Below are 6,010 nucleotides of genomic sequence, written 5' to 3' on the forward strand. Positions count from 1 at the left end.
TGTGGTGGTGCGGAACGCTCATGCGGACTTCGCCTTCCGAGAAGTGCGATAAGTGAGGGAGCGTTCCTGCGGGGGACTGCCATGAGGCGGATGGCTGAAAAGGTCCGGCCGTCGAGTGTCCACAGCGCGATGGGCAGGCGCCGGAAACCAGGCCGGAAAGGGTAAATCGCCGGTGACCATGAAGTGTCACCGCGGTTGGCAGGGAACCTACGGCGGGTTAAGCCGTTTGGTCAAGACCCGAATCCGTCTTGGTCAAGACCTGATTCCGTCGGAGTGCGACGTGTCGGTGTCGGGCGCGGCCTCGTCCGCGTCGTCGACCCAGCCGAGCGAGACGCTGATCCGGCGGGCCGCGTCCCGCACCTGGCCGCCCAGTTCCTGGTAGCGCCAGGCCGGCAGGCCGAGCTTCAGGCCGGTGATGGAGACGGCCCCGGCGCACACCGAACGGTCGTCGAAGACCGGCGCGCCGATGCAGATGATGCCCTCGGCGTCCTCCTCGTCGTCCAGGGCGTAGCCGACCCGGGCTATGTCGCGCAGATGCGACAGGAAGGTCGCCGGGTCGGTGATCGTGCGGGAGGTGCGCCGGGGCAGCCCGAACCGCTCGACGACCGCGGCCGCCTCGCTCTGCGGCACGGCGGAGAGCAGCGCCTTGCCCAGGCCCGTGCAGTGCGGCAGCTCGCGCTGCCCCATCCGCAGATCGAGCCGGACGCGCTGGTCGAGCTCGACCTGGTCCACGACGACCGCGTGGCCGTCCTCGGGGACGGCGAGCCTGGACGCCATTCCGGTGGTCCGGGTCAGCTCGCGCAGCACCGGGTGGGCGACGCCGCGCAGGGACACCTGGGAGCGGGCCCGGTCGCCGAGCCTGGCCAGGCTCATGCCGAGCCGGTAGCGGCGGTTCATGCCCTCGCCGTCGTCGGAGACGAGGCCGTAGGCACGCAGGGTCTGGAGCATGCCGAAGGCGGCGCTCTTGGAGATGGAGCAGGCCTGGCCGACCTCCGTGACGCTCAGGCCGTTCCCCTGCGCGGGGGCGGCGAGCGCCTCAAGGATGTCCGCTGCCCTGGCCACGCTCTTGACCCAGTACTTCGGTTCTTCTGGGGCAGCACTGTTCGTCATAGCAGAACAGCGTAGTCCCTCGGGGAGGCTCGGAAGGTGCGTTCTCTGTGAAGAAGGCGCGGAAACGGGCCTTCCTGGGTCCGGAAAGGTCTTGACCCGCCCCGAAGCCGGACGTAATATCCAGGCACTGTTCTGCCCTACAGAACAGCGTTCTGGAAAAGCGAAACGCACCACCCGAAGCATCACCCCGAGCACCACCTCAAGCACCACCTCAAGCACCACGGATCATCCCTTTCCTGCGGCGACTGCCGGGCGGATGGCGCCAGGGATTCACGGGCCGGGCAGGGCCTGTGAAGACCGACGACTCTCGACGCAAGGAGCAAGCGATATGAGTTCAGGCCCGGTGGGCAACGAATCCGGAGCCCGACTCGCCGAGCGCGCCCGCCAGGTCGTACCCGGCGGCGTGAACAGCGGTCAGCGCAGTGTTCCCGGACTGACCGACCTGGTCGTCACGGGGACGGACGGCGCACGGTTCCGTACCGCCGACGGACGCGAGTACACCGACTTCCACTCGGCGTTCGGACCGCCCCTGCTCGGCCACAACGACCTCGACGTGGCCCGCGCCACCGCGGCGGCCGGTGCCACCCTCGGCCACATGGGCGTCGGCGTCACCGAGGGCGAGGTCCTCCTCGCCGAACAGCTCACCGAGCTGATCCCCTCGATCGAGAAGGTGCTGCTCACCAGCACCGGCAGCGAGGCCACCTTCCACGCGCTGCGCGTCTCCCGCGCCGCCACCGGCCGCCGCCTCGTCGTCAAGTTCCAGGGCTGCTACCACGGCTGGCACGACGCGGTCAGCCTCAATGTCATCTCCGCACCCGAGAAGGTCGGCGGCCACGACCCGATCTCCACCGGCATCCTGCCCGAGGTCCTCCAAGCCACCCTCGTCCTGCCGTTCAACGACAGCGAGGCCGTCCGCCGCACCTTCGCCGAGCACGGCTCCGACATCGCCGCCGTGATCGTCGAGCCGGTCCCGCACAACGTCGGCGCGCTCCTGCCGTACCAGGAGTTCCTCACCACGCTGCGCGAGGAGACCACCAAGGCCGGCAGCGTCCTGATCTTCGACGAGGTCATCACCGGCTTCCGCCACGACATCGGCGGCTGGCAGAAGATCTCCGGCGTCACCCCCGACCTCACCACCCTCGGCAAGGCCATCGCCAACGGCGCCCCCGTCGGCGCGATCGGCGGCCGCGCCGACCTGATGGACCTCTTCTCCACCCGCCCCGGCGCCCCCGCCTTCTTCGCCGGCACGTACAACGGCCACCCGTCCGTCGTCGCCGCGGCCCTCGCCACCCTGCGCAAGCTCCGCGAGGAGCCCGTCCACGAGCACGTCTTCCGGCTCGGCGAGCGCGTCCGCACCGAACTGACCGGACTGTACGAGCGCCTCGGGGTCCCCGCCGTCGTCACCGGCTACGGCTCCGTCTTCGTCACCTACTTCATGCCGGGCGAGACCCCCCGCACCTACGCCGACCTGCTGAACAACGACGCCTCGCTGTTCGTCGGCTACCGCCGCAAACTCCTGGACCACGGCCTGTTCGAGCTGCCGCTCAACCTCAAGCGCAGCCACATCAGCTACGCCCACACCGACGCCGACGTGGACCGCCTCATCGAGGGCACCGAGGCCGCGGTCAAGGCGGTGCTCGCCGAGGGCGGCGCCCGCGACCTGGAGAACACCTCCACCATGGGCGGAGCGACCCGCTGATGCTGACCGTCAACCGCACCCGCCCGGCGGGCCCCGCAGGCCGGATCACCCGCGTCGAGACCCTGATGCTCGGCACCTCCTGGCGCGACTTCGGCTACGTCCGGGTCCACACCGACGAGGGCCTCTCCGGCATCGGCGAGATCACCCACCCCTACCGCGTCCGCGAGGTCTGCGAGCTCACCGAGGCGATCGCCCGGCGCCACCTCATCGGCGCCGACCCCTTCGACATCGAGGAGCTCTGGCTCCGCGTCTACCAGGGCGACTTCCTGCGCGGCGGCGACATGGGCGGCGTCGCCCTGTCCGGCCTCGACCAGGCCATGTACGACCTGATGGGCAAGGCGCTCGGCGTCCCCGCCTACCGGCTGACCGGCGGCGCCTGCCGCGACGACGTACGCGTGTACGCCAACGGCTGGTACACCGGCGAGCGTGAGCCCGAGACCTTCGCGGCCAAGGCCAAGGAGACCGTGGCGAAGGGCTTCACCGCCCTCAAGTTCGACCCGTTCGGCCCCGGCCTGCACGAGCTGGAGCGCCCCGAACTGCGCCGCTCCGTCGACCTCGTGGCCGCCGTCCGCGAGGCCATCGGACCGGATGTCGACCTCTTCATCGAGGGCCACGCCCGGTTCGCCATGCCGACCGCGGCCCGGCTGGTGCGGGAGCTGGAGCCCTTCGACATCGGCTGGTTCGAGGAGCCGATGCCGTGGACCCACATCGAGCGGTACGCGGAACTGCGGCAGCGGGCCGCGTTCCCGATCTCCGGCGGTGAGCACTTCCACAACCGCTACGAGTACAAGCAGCTCTTCGCCACGAACGCGGTCGACATCATCCAGCCCGACCTCTCCATGGCCGGCGGCTTCACCGAGGTCAGGAAACTCGCCGCGATCGCCGATACCCATGGCATGCTCGTCGCCCCGCACAACTCGAACTCGCCGCTCTGCACCACCGTCTCGGTGCACGCGACGCTCGGAATCCCCAACTTCAAGATCCTCGAAACCTTCGACGGGCTCCTGGAGGACTACGTCTTCGACGCCCTCAAGGGCACCCTCCCGATCGTCGACGGCCGCATCGGCCTGCCGACCGCCCCGGGCCTCGGTGTCGAGCTCGTCGACGAGGTCTTCGAGGAGCACCCGCCCAGCCACCGCTTCTGGAACATGTTCGCGGACGGCTGGGAGAAGCGGAACCGGACATGATCGTCGACGTCCACTCCCATCTCTTCCGGCACAGCCACGACTTCACCGACCCGTTCAGATCCGACTCCGCCCGCGCCCACGCGGGCGAGGTCGACCTCACGGTGAAGTGGGAGGAGTACGCCGCCACCGCCCCCGAGGGCACCCGCACGATCGTCGTCGGCGGCAAGGCGCGGCGCAGCGGCCTCTGGGTCGACGACGCGGCCGTCGCCTCGTACGCCGGAGCGCACCCCGACCGGCTCATCGGCTACCTCTCGCTCGACCCCACCCAGCCCGGCTGGCAGGACGAACTCCGCTACGGCCACCAGGAACTGGGCCTGCGCGGCATCAAGCTGATGCCGATGTACGCGGGTTTCGACCCGGCCGCCGAGGAGTACGACGAGCTGTACACGTACGCCGAACGGCACGGCCTCCCGCTCCTGGTGCACACCGGCACCACCTTCGTGTCGAGCGCACCGCTGGAGTGGGCGATGCCCCGCCACCTGGACGCGGTCGCCATCCGCCACCCGGAACTGCGGATGGTCCTCGCCCACCTCGGTCACCCCTTCGAGGGCGAGTGCATCGCGGTCATCCGCAAGCACCCGCACGTGTACGCCGACCTCAGCGCCCTGCACTACCGGCCCTTCCAGCTCTGGCACAGCCTCCGGCTGGTCCAGGACTACGGCGTCTTCCACAAGGTGCTGTTCGGCAGCGACTACCCGTTCACGACGGTCGACGACTCGGTGAAGGGGCTGCGGGAGATCGCCCGCATCCCCGGCATCCCCGGGCTGCCGCCGCTCGACGCGGACGCGGTGGAGGAGATCATCCACCGTCCGTCGCTGGACCTGCTGGGCCTGAACGGCTGATCCGGCCGTTCCTCCGAACCTGCCGGTACGGCGCCGGGGTCATCCCCCTGTCGCCCGGTACCGACCGGCAGCCGGGCCGCCGCGCCACCACCCAAGTGTCCCTGCGCGGCGGCCCGGACCTCTCCGGCGATCAGGGCCGGACCCGACCCACCCCTCTCCGTACCGCTCCTCCTGGAGGAACCCCGCCATGACCGCAGCCGTCCCGCCCCGCGGAACCGACCGCTTCGATCTGACCGGCCGCACCGCGGTCGTGACCGGGGCAGCCCGGGGCCTGGGCCGGTCCTTCGCCGTGGGCCTGGCGGAGGCGGGCGCCGATCTGGTCCTCGTCGACCTGCCCGGCGCCGAGGGCCTCGCCGAGACCGCCGCGGAGATCGGGGCACTCGGCCGCGGCTGCCGGACGTACGGCCAGGACCTCGCGGACATCGACGCGCTGCCCGGCTTCGTCGACGCCGTACGCGCCGAGGCGGGCCCGCTGCACATCCTGGTCAACAACGCCGGCACGGCGGCGCTGGAACGCTTCAACGAGATCACCCCCGCGAGCTGGTCGCACATCATGCGGGTCAACGTCGACGCCGTCTTCTTCCTCAGCCAGCGCATCGCCGAACACATGACGGCGGACTCGGTCGCGGGCCGCATCATCACCATCACCTCGAAGAACGCCCTGGTGGCGGAGGCCGGCCTGGCCCACTACAACGCCTCCAAGGCCGCCGCCCAACTGCTCACCGAGACCCTGGCGGTCGAACTCGCCCCGCACGGCATCACCGCCAACACCCTCGCCCCCGGCATGGTCGAGACCCCCATCGACGGCGAATTCCCCTTCGACCGGGAGGCCTTCGAATCCGCATACCGCGAGCGCATCCCGCTCGGCAGGTACGCGCGGCCCGACGAATGCGTGGGCGCGCTGCTGCTGCTCGCCTCGGACGCCGGGGCGTACCTCACCGGGGCGCGCATCGTCGTCGACGGGGGAGTGCTGGCCGACCAGATGCCGCGGATGCGCTTCATGCCGCCGTACCGCAACACGATCTGACCGCGACCGACCGGCAGCCGGTTCCCACCGAGCACGCACCGAGCACGCATCCCATGCATTGCACGCATCGCACGCATCGACAACGCGAGGAGCGCCTCCGTCATGTCCGTCAATGCTTCGTCCCCCGCTTCGTCCCCCGCCCCGT

General features: G+C 70.3%; 5 protein-coding genes. 4 read left to right on the forward strand and 1 reads right to left on the reverse strand.

Going from position 1 to position 6,010, the window contains the following annotated elements; translation table 11 throughout:
• Positions 1–252: 252 nt before the first annotated feature.
• Entirely contained in the window at positions 253–1,110 is an 858-nt protein-coding gene (locus tag ACFYY1_RS43030; RefSeq protein ID WP_388595554.1) for an IclR family transcriptional regulator, read from the reverse strand.
• 328 nt (positions 1,111–1,438) lie between these two features.
• Here ACFYY1_RS43030 and ACFYY1_RS43035 point away from each other — a divergent pair, with 328 nt between their 5' ends.
• The 4 genes from ACFYY1_RS43035 (at position 1,439) to ACFYY1_RS43050 (ending at position 5,865) form a co-directional block, all read left to right on the forward strand.
• A complete protein-coding gene (locus tag ACFYY1_RS43035; protein WP_388595556.1) occupies positions 1,439–2,809 on the forward strand; it encodes an aspartate aminotransferase family protein in 1,371 nt (456 codons plus the stop codon).
• Positions 2,809–3,996 carry a mandelate racemase/muconate lactonizing enzyme family protein gene (locus ACFYY1_RS43040; protein WP_266735808.1) on the forward strand — a complete coding sequence of 396 codons (1,188 nt, stop codon included), beginning with the start codon at positions 2,809–2,811 and terminating at the stop codon, positions 3,994–3,996. The genes ACFYY1_RS43035 and ACFYY1_RS43040 overlap by 1 nt, the downstream gene beginning before the upstream one ends.
• Positions 3,993–4,838, forward strand: coding sequence for an amidohydrolase family protein (locus ACFYY1_RS43045; protein ID WP_351268097.1), 846 nt, complete (start codon positions 3,993–3,995; stop codon positions 4,836–4,838). The genes ACFYY1_RS43040 and ACFYY1_RS43045 overlap by 4 nt, the downstream gene beginning before the upstream one ends.
• Positions 4,839–5,025: 187 nt before the next feature.
• On the forward strand, positions 5,026–5,865 hold the full coding sequence (locus ACFYY1_RS43050; RefSeq protein WP_388595557.1) for an SDR family NAD(P)-dependent oxidoreductase: 840 nt from the start codon (positions 5,026–5,028) through the stop codon (positions 5,863–5,865).
• Positions 5,866–6,010 lie beyond the last annotated feature (145 nt).

Source organism: Streptomyces sp. NPDC001890 (genome assembly GCF_042891445.1).
GTDB lineage: Bacteria > Actinomycetota > Actinomycetes > Streptomycetales > Streptomycetaceae > Streptomyces.